Origin of the sequence: Streptomyces sp. NPDC052773 (assembly GCF_044547145.1) — a bacterium.
In the GTDB taxonomy this organism is placed as follows: Bacteria; Actinomycetota; Actinomycetes; order Streptomycetales; family Streptomycetaceae; genus Streptomyces.
Genome location: NZ_JBITZX010000014.1, coordinates 115,510 through 128,132, shown reverse-complemented (window position 1 = coordinate 128,132; position 12,623 = coordinate 115,510). Strand labels below are relative to the sequence as shown.

Sequence of the window (12,623 nt, the reverse complement as noted above, 5' to 3'; positions counted from 1 at the left end):
CCACCCGATCGCCCGATCGTAGGAAGCCCCCCAAGCGGAACGGTTCACCCGAGAACCGGGGCCCTACGGTCCGCATATGGCTGTCTCTTCCGGGGCGTCCGCGCCCGGCACCCGCGCCCCGTCCTCAGAGGAACCCGGCGCACCGGGCCACCCGTGCCGCCCGCTCCGTCCCCACCTGACCGAGCTGCGGCTGTCCGCCTTCGCCGGGCATCGGCGGGCCGGGTTTCCGTTGGGGCCGGTGACGTTGTTCGCCGGGCCCAGCGGGGCGGGCAAGACGAGTGCGCTGCGGGCGTACGAGGCGCTGGCCCGGCTCGCGGGGGGTGTGCCGCTGCGTGAGGCGTTCCGGGAACCGGCGGCCTGTGTGCCCGAGCGGGCGCGGCCCGACGCGCAGGCGCGGCGCGGGTTCCGGATCGGCTGTACGGCCGACGGGCCCGAGGGACCGGTCCGGCTCGACCTCGCCGTCCAGGCCGAGCCGGAGCTGCGGATCGTGGGGGAGCGGTTGACCGGGCGCGGCGTGGTGCTGCTGGAGACCGCCCTGCGCGACCCGGCCCGGCGCGCGGTCCAGGCCGCCTGGCACACGGCCGGCCCGGCCCGCGTCACCCGCGCCCCGCTGCCCGACGACCGGCTCGGCACCGCTTTGCTGCCGCTGCGCGTCGCGGGCACGACCGACGGGCAGCGCCATGTGCTGGCCGCCGCCGAGCAGATGGTCGTCGCCCTGCGGTCCGTCTTCGCCTGCGATCCGCAGCCCGACCGGATGCGCGCCCCCGTGCCGGCCGGCTCCGGACGGCTGCTCGGCGGCTGCGACAACCTCGCCGACGTGCTGTTGCGCACCCGCGCCGAGTGCGCGCGGCGGCACGGCCGGTTCGTCCAGGAGGTGGCCGCCGGCTGCGCCGGACCCGTCGTGGACGTGCTCGCCGAACCGACCGGACACGGCACCGTGCGCGCCCTGCTCGACCGGGGCGACGGCTTCCGCACCGACTTCGCCCGGCTGGGCGACGGTGAACTGCGCTACATCGCCCTGGCGCTGGTGCTCCTCACCGGACCCGGCGTCCTGGAGGTCGACCCGCCCGGCGAGGTGCCCGCCGCGCTCCAGGCGCTGACCGTGCTCGCCGACGGCCTCGACCGGCAGGTGGACCCGGCGCAGCGGCGCGCGCTGCTGCGGCTCGCGGTGCGCTCCGCGCAGGACGGGCACATCCGCCTGCTCGGCGCGGTGAGCGACGCGTCCTGGGCGGCCGGGCAGCACGGGGTGACGGTGGTACATCTGAAGACGTGACCTCCCAAGAACCGCACGAGTCCCAGGAATCCCCGCGCGAGCCCCAGGGGTCCCCGCGCCAGTCCCAGGGATCCCCGCACCAGTCCCAGGAATCCCCGCAAGAGCCGCAAGAACCCCCGAGCGAGCCGCTGGACGTGGCCGGGCTGCAACGCCGGCTCGCCGAGTTCGCCGCGGCCCGCGACTGGCAGCCGTACCACACCCCCAAGAACCTGGTGGCCGCGCTCAGCGTGGAGGCCTCCGAACTGGTCGAGATCTTCCAGTGGTCGACGCCGGAGGAGTCGATGCGCGTGATGGCCGACCCGGACACCGCGCACCGGGTCAGGGACGAAGTCGCCGACGTCCTCGCCTATCTGCTCCGGCTGTGCGACGTGCTCGGCATCGACCCGCTCGCCGCGCTGGACGCGAAGATCGACCGCAACGAGCGCAGGTTCCCCGCACCGGAATGACCTGATCCGGTATCACTCTCCGGAGTCAAACTCTGTGGCGAATCCGAATTGTTGTCCACAGATTTCCGTCTTCCTCTGGCCTTTTGCCTCCCTGACCCTCACTCTGGGTAGTGAACCAGTGGAGGTTGGGCGGACGCGCCGTCGGCGCGTCGGGACAGACGGGGACAGCGCATGGACGCGGTGCGGCTCATCCTGACGAGCAGGCGCGCCCTCGCGGCGAGCGGCGAGGTGCCGAAGATCATGACGGAGGTGTGGCAGGCCCAGGCGCTGGCGCAGGCGATCGGCAGCCGCCTCGCCGTCTTCGGCCCGCCCGAACTACGCGGCGAGGCCCTGGGGTTGACGGAACTCGCGGGCCGCGGCTGCGGGGTCCTGGAGACCCCGGACCTCGCCCCGGGCGAACTGCGCGCGGCCCAGCTCACCGAACTGGGCGACGCCCGGCGGGCGCTGACCCACCTCGCCGGGCTGCTCGGCGAGGTCGGCATCGCCCTCGTCGGCATCGCCTGCGCGGCGCCCGACGAGGCGACGTACTGGCAGTGCATGGAAGCCATCGACGCGGCGGACGAGTCCCGGGACCGGGTCCGCGAGCTGCTGCGCAGACTGGCGGACAGAGAACAGGCGATACCCCAGCGGGAGGCGGGCTGAGCCCCGCGCTCCCGCGAATCGGCTCCCGCCGCCGGGTGCGGTCGGGCCCGCTCGCCATGGTGCTCCACGCTCTTTCGCGGGTGCGGGTGCGGGTGCGGGTGCGGGCAGTGTGGGGCTGGTCGCGCAGTTCCCCGCGCTCCTGACAAGGTTCCCGCGCCGCGGCGAGAACGGACCCCCTCTCACGCCACGGGAGGCTCCGCCCCCTGGCAGCCCCGTTCCTCGACGGCCCCCCCGGGCTCGCGGCCCGCCGCCTGGAGGTCCGCGTCCAGGGCGGACAGATCCGCGTTCAGGGCCGCCATCAGCTCCTCCATCTGCTGCAGCAGCCCCTTCGGCTGAGCGGCACCGCCCTGCTGCGGCACGGTTTCCTCGGACATGACGGCCTCCTCGGCCCGTGGCCCCGTGAGGGGCCGGTACGGGTGGCGCCCCGGCGACGACACGTCGGTGCGGGAGCCGGGCGGTCCGGCTCCGCCCGAGCCAACGATCACCACCAGACCGGGTCACTGGCCCGGGCAAGCCCCCGCACCGGGGTTGACGTTTTTCACCCGCCCGGGCACGACGGGCGCACGGCACGGCGCGGGGGCGCCCCACCGGACCCCGCACCACCCCGCCCGGACCCCGGCGAGGCAGGATGGAACCATGGATCTCCGAATCTTCACCGAACCCCAGCAGGGCGCCACCTACGAGACCCTGCTCACCGTGGCGAAGGCCACCGAGGATCTCGGGTTCGACGCGTTCTTCCGTTCCGACCACTACTTGAAGATGGGCTCCGTCGACGGCCTCCCGGGCCCCACGGACGCCTGGATCACCCTCGCCGGCCTCGCTCGCGAGACCAAGCGGATCCGTCTGGGCACGCTGATGACCGCCGCCACCTTCCGGCTGCCCGGTGTGCTCGCCATCCAGGTCGCCCAGGTCGACCAGATGTCCGGCGGCCGGGTGGAACTCGGGCTGGGCGCGGGCTGGTTCGAGGAGGAGCACACCGCGTACGGCATCCCCTTCCCGAAGGAGAAGTTCGGGCGCCTGGAGGAGCAGCTGGCCATCGTCACCGGCCTGTGGGCCACGGAGACGGGCAAGACCTTCGACTTCCACGGCAAGTACTACGACCTCACGTCCTCGCCCGCCCTCCCCAAGCCCGCCCAGCGCAAGCTCCCCGTCCTCATCGGCGGCCACGGCGCCACCCGCACCCCCCGCCTCGCCGCCCGGTACGCCGACGAGTTCAACATCCCCTTCGCCTCGATCGAGGACACCACCCGCCAGTTCGGCCGGGTGCGGGCCGCCGCCGAGGAGATCGGCCGCAAGGGCGACGACCTCGTCTACTCCAACGCCCTCGTCGTCTGCGTCGGCAAGGACGACGCCGAGGTCGCCCGCCGCGCCGCCGCCATCGGCCGCGAGGTCGACGAGCTGAAGCTCAACGGCCTGGCCGGCTCCCCGGCCGAGGTCGTCGACAAGATCGGCCGCTACGCCGAGGCCGGGTCGAGCCGGATCTACCTCCAGATCCTCGACCTCGACGACCTCGACCACCTGGAGCTGATCTCCTCGCAGGTGCAGTCGCAGCTGTCCTGACGGTGTGCCGGGCATACCGGGAATAACCGAAGGCGCAGGTCGGGTCGGCTGTGCGATCGTATGACGGTCGTCCTGCCGAAGCCCCCAGGATCACCACCCTGGGGGCTTTCGCGTACGGCACCCCATCCGACAACCGAAGACCGACCACCGGCCGGAGAGGCCCTTCGCATGTTCCTGACGATCAGTACCACCGGCACCCCGGAACGCCCGGCGACCGACCTCGGTTTCCTGCTGCACAAGCATCCCGACAAGGCGCAGGCGTTCTCCACCTCCTACGGCACCGCGCACGTCCTCTACCCCGAGGCGGACGAGCAGCACTGCACGGCGGCGCTGCTGCTGGAGGTCGACGCGGTGGCACTGGTCCGGCGCGGCAAGGGCAAGGGCCGCGGCGGCGCCCCCGACGCGGCGCTCGCGCAGTACGTCAACGACCGCCCGTACGCGGCCTCCTCACTGCTCGCGGTGGCGATCGGCGCCGTCTTCTCCAGCGCGATGCGCGGTGTGTGCAACGCCCGGCCGGAACTGCCGGAGCAGGCCCGCCCGCTGCGCGTCGAGGTGCCCGCGCTGCCCGCCCGCGGCGGTCCCGACCTCGTCCGCCGCCTCTTCGAGCCGCTGGGCTGGACGGTCACCGCCGAACCCGTGGCGCTGGACACCGAGTTCCCCGAGTGGGGCGACTCCCGGTACGTACGGCTGACCCTGGAGTCGGAGTCCCGCACGCTCGCCGAGGCGCTGCGCCATCTCTACGTCCTCCTGCCGGTCCTGGACGACGCCAAGCACTACTGGGTCTCCGCCGACGAGGTCGACAAGCTGCTGCGGGCCGGCGAGGGCTGGCTGCCCGAGCACCCCGAGCAGAAGCTGATCACCAGCCGCTATCTGACGCGCCGCTGGTCGCTGACCCGCGAGGCGATGAGCCGCCTGGAACTGGTCCGGCTGGCCGAGACGGACGACAGCGAGGTCGAGGCCATCGACAACGCCGTCGCCGCGGAGAGCGAGAGCGAGGCCGAGGAGGCGGCGGAGGGGGAGGTGACGGGCGCCGAGGTCATGGCGGGTGCCCGGACCGAGGCCGTGGCGCAGACCGGGGCCCCGCCGGAGACCGGGACCGAGGCCGCCACCGGCACAGGGACCGAGACCGAGGCCGGCACCGGGACCGAGACCGAGGCCGGCACCGGCACAGGCACCGATGCCGCCATCGAGCCCAAGCCCACCCCGCTCGCCGTACAGCGCCGCGAGGCGATCCTCACCGCCCTCACCGCCTCCGGCGCCGCCCGCGTCCTGGACCTGGGCTGCGGCGAGGGCCACCTGGTGCAGGCGCTGCTCAAGGACCCCCGGTTCACCGAGATCGTCGGTGTCGACGTGTCGACACGCGCCCTCACCATCGCCGCCCGCCGGCTGAGGCTGGACCGGATGGGGGAGCGGCAGGCCGCCCGCGTCAAGCTCTTCCAGGGCTCGCTCGCCTACACGGACAGCCGGCTCAAGGGCTACGACGCCGCCGTGCTCAGCGAGGTCGTCGAGCACGTGGACCCGCCCCGGCTGCCCGCCCTGGAGTACGCGGTGTTCGGCGCCGCCAGTCCCCGCACGGTCCTCGTGACCACCCCGAACGTCGAGTACAACGTCCGCTGGGAGAGCCTCCCGGCAGGCCACGTCCGCCACCGCGACCACCGCTTCGAGTGGACCCGCGAGGAGTTCCGCACGTGGGCCGCCGCGGTGGCCGAACGCTACGGCTACGGCGTGGAGTTCCTGCCCGTGGGGCCCGACGACCCCGAGGTCGGACCGCCCACCCAGATGGCCGTCTTCACCCTGACCACCACCACGAACACGAAGGAGGCGAAGGCAGCGTGACCGAGACCCCGAAGGGACGGGCCCTTCCCGTCACCGACCTCTCCCTCGTCGTGCTCGTCGGCGCCTCCGGCTCCGGCAAGTCGACCTTCGCCCGCAGGCACTTCAAGCCCACCGAGGTGATCTCCTCGGACTTCTGCCGCGGCCTGGTCTCCGACGACGAGAACGACCAGAGCGCGTCGAAGGACGCCTTCGACGTGCTGCACTACATCGCGGGCAAGCGGCTCGCCGCAGGCCGCCGTACCGTCGTGGACGCCACCAGCGTGCAGAAGGAGTCCCGGCGGCAGCTGATCGACCTGGCCCGGCAGCACGACGTGCTGCCGATCGCCATCGTCCTCGACGTGCCAGAGGAGGTGTGCGCCGAACGCAACGCGGCCCGCACCGACCGCGCCGACATGCCGCGCCGGGTCATCCAGCGCCACATCCGCGAACTCCGCCGTTCCATACGGCACCTGGAGCGCGAGGGTTTCCGCAAGGTGCACGTGCTGCGCGGCGTCGAGGAGGTCGAGCACGCCACCGTCGTCACCGAGAAGCGGTTCAACGACCTCACCCACCTCACCGGCCCGTTCGACATCATCGGCGACATCCACGGCTGCTCCGCCGAACTGGAGGCGCTGCTCGGCAAGCTGGGCTACGTCGACGGCGTGCACCCGCAGGGCCGTACCGCCGTCTTCGTCGGCGACCTGGTCGACCGCGGCCCGGACAGCCCGGGCGTGCTGCGCCGGGTGATGTCCATGGTCAAGTCCGGCAACGCGCTGTGCGTGCCGGGCAACCACGAGAACAAGTTCGGCCGCTATCTCAAGGGCCGGGGCGTCCAGCACACGCACGGCCTCGCCGAGACGATCGCCCAGATGGAGGGCGAGAGCGAGGAGTTCAGGCAGGAGGTGCGCGAGTTCATCGACGGACTCGTCAGCCACTACGTCCTCGACGGCGGCAGGCTGGTGGTCTGCCACGCCGGTCTGCCGGAGAAGTACCACGGCCGCACCTCGGGCCGGGTCCGCTCGCACGCCCTGTACGGCGAGACCACCGGCGAGACCGACGAGTTCGGGCTGCCGGTGCGCTACCCGTGGGCGGAGGACTACCGGGGCCGGGCGGCCGTGGTCTACGGCCACACCCCGGTGCCGGAGGCCACCTGGCTGAACAACACCATCTGGCACGACAATGCGCCGCTGCCACTCTCAAACACCCGACGCCGCCCGGCCAGACGATCTATCCCAGCCCTTTAGTGCTGCATAACCGCAGTTCAGGACGTCGCGGAAACCTCGCCGCCTGTCTCCTCCGCGTCCGCTTCAGGTGATGCAGCGGGTGACGGAACCGGAACCTTCGCACCTTGGGGAGCGACTGGGGAGATCTTTTTCGTCTCGCCCTCGAACCAGTTCTGCATCGCCGTCCGGCCGCGGCCATCCGCCTCGGGCATGAAGTGCGCGTAGATCCTGAGTGTGATCGACGGATCCGCGTGGCCCAGCCACTTCGAGACTGCCACGGGATTCTCCCGCGCGTCCAACTGCACCGACGCGAACGTGTGCCGTAGCGAGTGGAAGCCCATCTCCCGGTCCTCGGCGTACCGCTTCACCGTCCGGAACATCCCCGGCTTCCCGGCAATCGGCCGCTTCAACACCTTCGGCGGAGCGATGAGCCCCGCGGCCTCGAGCGCCGGCTTCCAGTAGCAGTCGTTGAAGTAGTCGCGCCGCCACGCCCCGCCCCTGGCCGCCGTCAGCAGTAGCGCGAAGGTCTGCGGTGCCCGCTCCTTCAGCTCCTTCTCAGTCTCACCCTGTTCAGGATCGCCCCACGGCAGGGTCACTACCTGGGCAGGCCACCGTTCCAGGTGCTCCGTGACACGCTGCAGCAGATGCGGCGGCACCGGCACGGAGCGCGTCTTGCGCCCCTTGGGGAGAGCGAACACGAGCTTGGATCCGACCTTCTTGACCTGCCTGCGGACGTGAATCACTTGGGCGTCGTGGTCGACGTCCTCGACGGACAGGCCGAACACCTCGCCCTGCCGCAGCCCGGCGCCCACACCGATGTCCAGGGCGAGCTGCACCCGCGGGTCGAGATGGGACCGCACGAGGAACACCCGTTCCCGCGACCATGCCGTAGCTCGCGGCTCAGGCCTGGCCGGAGGACGCACGGTCTTCTGAGACCGGCAGTAGTTCTTCGTGATCCGTTCGTCGTCGACCGCGGCCTGCAGGATGGCGGAGAGCGTGCCCCACACGTCGTTGACAGTGCCAGCGCTCAGCTTGGCGTTCAGTGTCTTGAGCCACACCCGGAGCTGAGGCGTCTTGATCGAGTTGAGCGGCTTGGAACCCAGGTGGGTGAGGATGTGGTTCCATACCTTGCTCTTGACCGTGCTCTTGGTGATCGGGTCGGGATAGCTCTGGCTGGGCCACCAGTGCTCCTCCACGTACTCGCGCAGCGGCATGGTGCCGTCGCGGGGGTCAATGAACTCGCCGCGAGCGGACTCGTGCTGAGCCTTCGCCAGCCACGCTTTGGCGCCGTCCAGGCCGGTGAGCTTGTCGAAGCTGCGGTTGCGGACTCCGGGGATGCCGGCGACCCGATAGCGCTTGCCTTGGTTGCACCGGTCGGTGGGGACAGTGCGCTTCCCGTCGGGGCCCTTCTTGTACCAGCGGTCCTCAATGTAGCCAGGCATGCAGTTACTCCTGGTGGTGCGGCTCAGGCCGCGGCGTTGCCCGGGGGGTCCATCGTGATGATCTCACCCTGCCAGAGTTGGAACCACTGCCCGCCGGCCAGGAAGCGCTCGGTGGAAGGGTTCATGGCCCTGGCGAAGTCGTCCGTCGACGCGTAGGGGCAGATGTGCACGCGGACTGTCCCGCGACGCTCGCGGACCTGTACGCAGGTACGCAGATCCACCTTGGGGTCGAGGACGTACCGGACGCTGAGCGGGCTGTCGGGGGAATCGGCGCAGATGATCCGTCCGCGCCAGATCTGGAACCAGCCGCAGTCGGACAGGAACTGTTCGAGTGCGGCGTTGAGCCCGTGGGTGATGTCTTCGATGTCTGCGTCGCGGCAGAGCTTGACGACTATCTGCCCACGGCCCTCCTCCATCTTGACCAGGCAGCCGGGGGCGAGATCTTCGACGGTTCGGTATTCAACGCGCAGCATGCACCCTCCCGTGGTCACGGTGCGCCTGAGGCGTGTCGGGCCGCAGGCGCACGGTTGTGGAAGGGTACGTCCCGTATGCATACAGCGACAATCCGTTCAATCGAATGTCTACATAGGGACTTTTTCAGTCAGTCTTAATGTCCGCCTCGGTTAGTCGTTCTCCCGGCGGGCGCGCTCGTCCGCCTCGATCATCGCACGCCAACGTCGCAGTTCAGACTCGGGCATACCGGTCAAGTGGCTGACGATGATGCGCACGTCGTCACCGTAGCCCGCCAGTTCGGTGGCTTCGTATTCAAGCCACTGCTCAGCGGCGGCAGCCTTGACGCGGCGCAGGCTCACGCTGAGCGCGTTGGCGACGGCCTTCAGTTGCTTGGGGCTGGGTGCGTTGGCCGGCGGATTGGTGACGAGGCGCTGGAGGTAGGCCTTGGACAGCTTCATGCCGGTGTCGGGGTCGACTGCTCGCTCGGACATCTTGGCGTAGGAGAGTCCTCGGTCGTTGGCATCCTGGATGAGCTGCGAGAGCGCACCTCGGGGGCCTACTTCGGCCGCGCCTTGGTCAGGGGCGGTGGCCGCTGCCTCCATGTCGTCTTCCTCTCGGGTCACTGTCGCACCGGCTGTCTCTATAGGTGTCGGCTGGCGCGGGAAAAATACCAGCTCAGTCCCTACAACCATCTGAGATCCGAGACGATCCGTCTACAGAAGCATGCTATCGAGCCAAGAACTTTGCCTGGACTCGCCCCCGATTCGTCTCCGGTTTGTAGACGAATCGGCTCCACTATGCTTAGCTCTGTTAGGCAAACAGCTCCGCACCACACGGGGGACACGTGAGCCGACGTGCACATCGACGCTGGACGCTTCGCAGCATCGAGATCTTCAGGCATTACATGCAGTTCCCGGGTCGAGGGAAGCCCTACTCGATCCGCAGTCTGGCTGATGAGTCAGGGGTGAGCGCGGGCGTCATAGACAAGCTCATCACTGGCAAACAGGACAACGTCGACGTGGACGACGCTACGGCCCTCGCGGAGGCCGTCGGTAGCGCAATCTTCCCCCTTTTCGCGCCTCCTACGTCTCCGAATCTGAATCGAACGTCTCGAACTCGGACCCCCATGAGCGAGGAATAGACCCCATGCCGAACAAGCCCAAGCCGCCGCCGAAGGGATGGCTCTGGAGTGCCGACGCCGCCGACTACCTCGGTGTCCACGTTGTCACCCTCTACCGCTGGCGCAGCGACGGGATCGGACCGAAAGCCAAGCGGCACGGACTCCGCCGTTACGCCTACAAGATCGCCGACCTCGACGCCTGGATGAACGGCGACACCGCCGACGACGAGCCGGCCCGCGCCGCTGCCTGAGCGGCACTCCCGCCCACCGTTCACCACCGCTCGAAGGAGGAGCTATGGACCGCCGCGACTTCAACCCGCTGTACACCCTCCGCTACGACACCGCGGACGGGGAGGTCGTGAAGACCCGGCTCCTGCGTAGCGAGGTGCTGCTCTTCGAGGGGCCGAAGGTGAACGCGATGGGTCTCGCCGGAGAGGCCTGGGACATCGCCGTGCTGAACGAGCAGGGCTGGGACGTCACCGGCCGCTTCGCCTGCTTCACCTGACCGCCGCCTGAGCGGCAAAGAGGCCGCCCCGTTGGCCCGGGAACGGCCTCGCGATCCACCCACACCATCCGCTGAACAGAGAGGTGGACCACCACCATGGTCTCATCCCGCACTCGACTCCCGGAGATCGTCCAACAGACCCCGGTCGTGACGGACACCAAGGATCTCCTCGTCTACACGGTCCGCGTCGGCGGCGGCTACTACGACACCGTCATCTTCGACGAGAGCGCCGACAAGCGGCACGCCGGGTTCTTCCTCGGCGGCTACGTGATCAACCACTCGTCGAAGAAGGCGGGCAGCCACGACGCGGCGCTGGCACAGCACCGCGAGGCCGTGCAGGCGGCCCACACAGAGGAGCCATTCCCGCCCAACGGCGGCCACGCCTCGACCTGCGCCTACGTCTCCGGCATGACCACCCGCTGCACCTGCTCCAGCGAGGCCGGAGGTGCCCGATGACGCGCCCGATCGACGCCGTGGACGTGCCGCTGCCGGTGGTGGAGGCCGGCGCCTGCTTCCTGGCCGCCGCGGCCCGTGCGACGGACCCGAAGGACCGGATGGTTTACCTGCTCGACGCGAAGCTCCTGCACCCCACCGCCCCGCTCGCCACCGACGCCGACTACCCGGGGTTCGCCGAGTGGGTCGCCGCCCGCGAAGCCGACAACCGCCGCGCCAGGAAGGCGACCCGATGACCGACTACCCGGAGATCGCGGCCCGGTTCGCCCGGGACACCGCCGGCCACCGCCTGATCGTCCTGCACGAGGACGGCCTGTACCGGCACCTGCGGTTCTCCAGCCGCCCGTCCGGATACAGCGAGTACTGGTTCGAGCTGATCACGACGCCCGGCCAGCTCGTCTTCTCCGGTGACGGCGAGAGCTACGTCTTCCGCCGCACCACGGACATGTTCGAGTTCTTCCGGTCCGGCATCTGGCGCGACGGGTCGACCCACATCAACCCCGGCTACTGGTCCGAGAAGCTGACCAGCCATCGCGACAGCGTCAAGGACTTCCAGGAAGACCTGTTCGTCAAGCTCATCTGGGAGCAGGCCAACCACCTGATCGAGCAGGAGTACGTGAAGCCGGGCCAGGCCGACCGGTTCCGGCAGGCGATCAAGGACGAAATCGTCGAGGGCGGCCTGTACGCGACCGCCGACGAGGCGTACCGCACCGTCGAGGAGTTCGAGTTCTACAACGACCCCTCGAAGGAGTTCGACTACCGGCACACGGCCGACGTCCGCTTCGAGGACGCCTGGGAGTGGTTCTCCGCGACCAAGGACTTCGACTGGTGGTTCCTGTGGGCCTGCCACGCGATCGTGTGGGGCATCGCCCGCTACGACCGGGTCCGCAAGTACGGCCTGCAGGCGCTCGCCGCTCCGAAGGCGGTGGCGGCATGACCGACTCGATGACCTCGGTTCCGGAGGCTGTGGCCGCGCTGGGTGCGCGGCCGGTGCCGGTCGGCAACCAGCCCCAGCCGCTCGACTTGGAGCGCGTCCGCAAGACCGCCGAGATCGCCACAACTGAGGCCGCGACGATGGCTGCATCGGGGGAGAGCCTGCCGCATGGCATCGCCGCTCTCGTCGACGACGTGCCCGCCCTGCTGGCGGAGGTCCAGCGCCTCAAGGCGGAACTGGCCAGTGCCCAGGAGGACAGCGCCTTCCTGCAGCGGAACACCCTGCCGGAACTCCGCCGCGCTGTTGAGCACCACCAGGACGGCAAGAAGCGCTGGCGCGAGCGGGCGCAGAGGGCCGAAGCTCGCGTCGCCGAGCTGGAGTCCGACCTCGCCAGGGCGGTCGCTGTCAGCGAGGCGCTGTACCGCCGGCTGTCGCAGGAGCAGCTCGCGGGTTCCGCACTCCACGCTGCGCTGACGATGCCGACCACGCCGGAGCAGCGGCAGGCCGCACTCGACAAGTTCCGGGCCGTTGCCCAGCAGGTGACCGCGCCCGCCGAGGAGGCGTGATGCTGCTCGACCTGCCGTCGACGCCGACCACCGCTGACCCGGTGATCGTGCCCGGCCTGCTGTCCGGCCTCGGCATCACCCCGCGCCGCGCACCCGCCTGGATCACCGACCCCGACCTCATCGCGTCCATCCAGGCCGGGCTCGTCGAGATCCCCGCCGACTTCGGCGGCGACACCCTCTGACCCGCCGCC

General features: G+C 70.2%; 16 protein-coding genes and 1 pseudogene. 13 read left to right on the top strand and 4 right to left on the bottom strand.

Annotated elements, in window-relative coordinates; genetic code table 11:
* Positions 1 to 76 precede the first annotated feature (76 nt).
* From ACIG0D_RS27625 to ACIG0D_RS27615, 3 genes are all read left to right on the top strand, one after another.
* Complete coding sequence (locus ACIG0D_RS27625; protein WP_399806014.1) at positions 77 to 1,273, top strand: AAA family ATPase; 1,197 nt, start codon at positions 77 to 79, stop codon at positions 1,271 to 1,273.
* Between the two features lie 128 nt (positions 1,274 to 1,401).
* On the top strand, positions 1,402 to 1,719 hold the full coding sequence (locus tag ACIG0D_RS27620; protein ID WP_399806101.1) for a nucleotide pyrophosphohydrolase: 318 nt from the start codon (positions 1,402 to 1,404) through the stop codon (positions 1,717 to 1,719).
* 171 nt (positions 1,720 to 1,890) lie between these two features.
* Positions 1,891 to 2,361: a DUF6099 family protein gene (locus tag ACIG0D_RS27615; RefSeq protein ID WP_365767104.1), complete on the top strand. Its 471-nt coding sequence runs from the start codon at positions 1,891 to 1,893 to the stop codon at positions 2,359 to 2,361.
* 179 nt (positions 2,362 to 2,540) lie between these two features.
* Here ACIG0D_RS27615 and ACIG0D_RS27610 read toward each other — a convergent pair whose 3' ends face one another.
* Positions 2,541 to 2,735, bottom strand: coding sequence for a hypothetical protein (locus ACIG0D_RS27610; RefSeq protein WP_399806011.1), 195 nt, complete (start codon positions 2,733 to 2,735; stop codon positions 2,541 to 2,543).
* A gap of 262 nt (positions 2,736 to 2,997) precedes the next feature.
* On the opposite strand from ACIG0D_RS27610, the gene ACIG0D_RS27605 reads away from it, so the two are divergent.
* From ACIG0D_RS27605 to ACIG0D_RS27595, 3 genes and pseudogenes are all read left to right on the top strand, one after another.
* A complete protein-coding gene (locus ACIG0D_RS27605; protein WP_399806009.1) occupies positions 2,998 to 3,921 on the top strand; it encodes an LLM class F420-dependent oxidoreductase in 924 nt (307 codons plus the stop codon).
* Between the two features lie 168 nt (positions 3,922 to 4,089).
* Complete coding sequence (locus tag ACIG0D_RS27600; RefSeq protein WP_399806007.1) at positions 4,090 to 5,757, top strand: 3' terminal RNA ribose 2'-O-methyltransferase Hen1; 1,668 nt, start codon at positions 4,090 to 4,092, stop codon at positions 5,755 to 5,757.
* A pseudogene (locus ACIG0D_RS27595) lies at positions 5,754 to 6,914 on the top strand (AAA family ATPase); the annotation flags it as partial. The gene ACIG0D_RS27600 and the pseudogene ACIG0D_RS27595, both read left to right, overlap by 4 nt.
* Before the next feature lie 83 nt (positions 6,915 to 6,997).
* Here ACIG0D_RS27595 and ACIG0D_RS27590 read toward each other — a convergent pair.
* The 3 genes from ACIG0D_RS27590 to ACIG0D_RS27580 form a co-directional block, all read right to left on the bottom strand.
* Complete coding sequence (locus ACIG0D_RS27590) at positions 6,998 to 8,401, bottom strand: tyrosine-type recombinase/integrase (protein ID WP_399806005.1); 1,404 nt, start codon at positions 8,399 to 8,401, stop codon at positions 6,998 to 7,000.
* Between the two features lie 23 nt (positions 8,402 to 8,424).
* Positions 8,425 to 8,874 (bottom strand): hypothetical protein, encoded by a 450-nt coding sequence (locus ACIG0D_RS27585; protein ID WP_399806004.1) that lies wholly within the window; start codon positions 8,872 to 8,874, stop codon positions 8,425 to 8,427.
* Positions 8,875 to 9,024: 150 nt separating this feature from the next.
* Positions 9,025 to 9,456 (bottom strand): hypothetical protein, encoded by a 432-nt coding sequence (locus tag ACIG0D_RS27580; RefSeq protein ID WP_399806002.1) that lies wholly within the window; start codon positions 9,454 to 9,456, stop codon positions 9,025 to 9,027.
* 544 nt (positions 9,457 to 10,000) lie between these two features.
* Between ACIG0D_RS27580 and ACIG0D_RS27575 the strand changes: the two genes are divergently transcribed.
* The 7 genes from ACIG0D_RS27575 (at position 10,001) to ACIG0D_RS27545 (ending at position 12,614) form a co-directional block, all read left to right on the top strand.
* On the top strand, positions 10,001 to 10,225 hold the full coding sequence (locus ACIG0D_RS27575; protein WP_399805999.1) for a helix-turn-helix transcriptional regulator: 225 nt from the start codon (positions 10,001 to 10,003) through the stop codon (positions 10,223 to 10,225).
* A 44-nt stretch (positions 10,226 to 10,269) separates the two neighbouring features.
* The gene (locus ACIG0D_RS27570; protein WP_399805997.1) at positions 10,270 to 10,479 is read left to right on the top strand and encodes a hypothetical protein; all 210 of its coding nucleotides are present in this window, start codon (positions 10,270 to 10,272) and stop codon (positions 10,477 to 10,479) included.
* 96 nt (positions 10,480 to 10,575) lie between these two features.
* On the top strand, positions 10,576 to 10,935 hold the full coding sequence (locus ACIG0D_RS27565; RefSeq protein ID WP_399805995.1) for a hypothetical protein: 360 nt from the start codon (positions 10,576 to 10,578) through the stop codon (positions 10,933 to 10,935).
* The gene (locus ACIG0D_RS27560; RefSeq protein WP_399805994.1) at positions 10,932 to 11,168 is read left to right on the top strand and encodes a hypothetical protein; all 237 of its coding nucleotides are present in this window, start codon (positions 10,932 to 10,934) and stop codon (positions 11,166 to 11,168) included. The genes ACIG0D_RS27565 and ACIG0D_RS27560 overlap by 4 nt, the downstream gene beginning before the upstream one ends.
* Positions 11,165 to 11,869 carry a hypothetical protein gene (locus tag ACIG0D_RS27555; RefSeq protein WP_399805992.1) on the top strand — a complete coding sequence of 235 codons (705 nt, stop codon included), beginning with the start codon at positions 11,165 to 11,167 and terminating at the stop codon, positions 11,867 to 11,869. The genes ACIG0D_RS27560 and ACIG0D_RS27555 overlap by 4 nt, the downstream gene beginning before the upstream one ends.
* Positions 11,866 to 12,432: a hypothetical protein gene (locus ACIG0D_RS27550; RefSeq protein WP_399805990.1), complete on the top strand. Its 567-nt coding sequence runs from the start codon at positions 11,866 to 11,868 to the stop codon at positions 12,430 to 12,432. Before ACIG0D_RS27555 ends, ACIG0D_RS27550 begins: the two co-directional genes overlap by 4 nt.
* The gene (locus ACIG0D_RS27545) at positions 12,432 to 12,614 is read left to right on the top strand and encodes a hypothetical protein (RefSeq protein ID WP_399805988.1); all 183 of its coding nucleotides are present in this window, start codon (positions 12,432 to 12,434) and stop codon (positions 12,612 to 12,614) included. The genes ACIG0D_RS27550 and ACIG0D_RS27545 overlap by 1 nt, the downstream gene beginning before the upstream one ends.
* Positions 12,615 to 12,623: the final 9 nt, after the last annotated feature.